This is a genomic window from Streptomyces sp. SID14436 (genome assembly GCF_010548465.1).
GTDB lineage: Bacteria > Actinomycetota > Actinomycetes > Streptomycetales > Streptomycetaceae > Streptomyces.
In genome coordinates, this window is sequence record NZ_JAAGMD010000788.1 from 1 (window position 1) to 228 (window position 228).

Annotated in this window: 1 pseudogene; it reads left to right on the forward strand. The window is 80.3% G+C overall.

Annotation, left to right across the window (positions count from 1 at the left end):
* Positions 1 to 228 (forward strand): annotated as a pseudogene (locus tag G3I53_RS28210) (alpha/beta hydrolase); the annotation flags it as partial.

The following is a 228-nucleotide window of genomic DNA, read 5'->3' on the forward strand; positions in this document are numbered from 1 at the left end:
CGCCGAGGAGGAGGCGGCGCTGTCCCACGCGCCCGTCGACCCGGACACGAGCGCGGCCTACGGCGACGGCCCCGACCAGGTCGTCGACTTCTACGCGCCGCGCGCGGCGGCCGGTCCCGGCGGCCCGGCCCCCCTGGTCGCCGTCCTGCACGGCGGGGCCTGGCGGCACCCCTACGACCGGCGGCACATCAGCCCGTTCGCGGCCTTCCTGGCCCGGCGGGGCTTCGC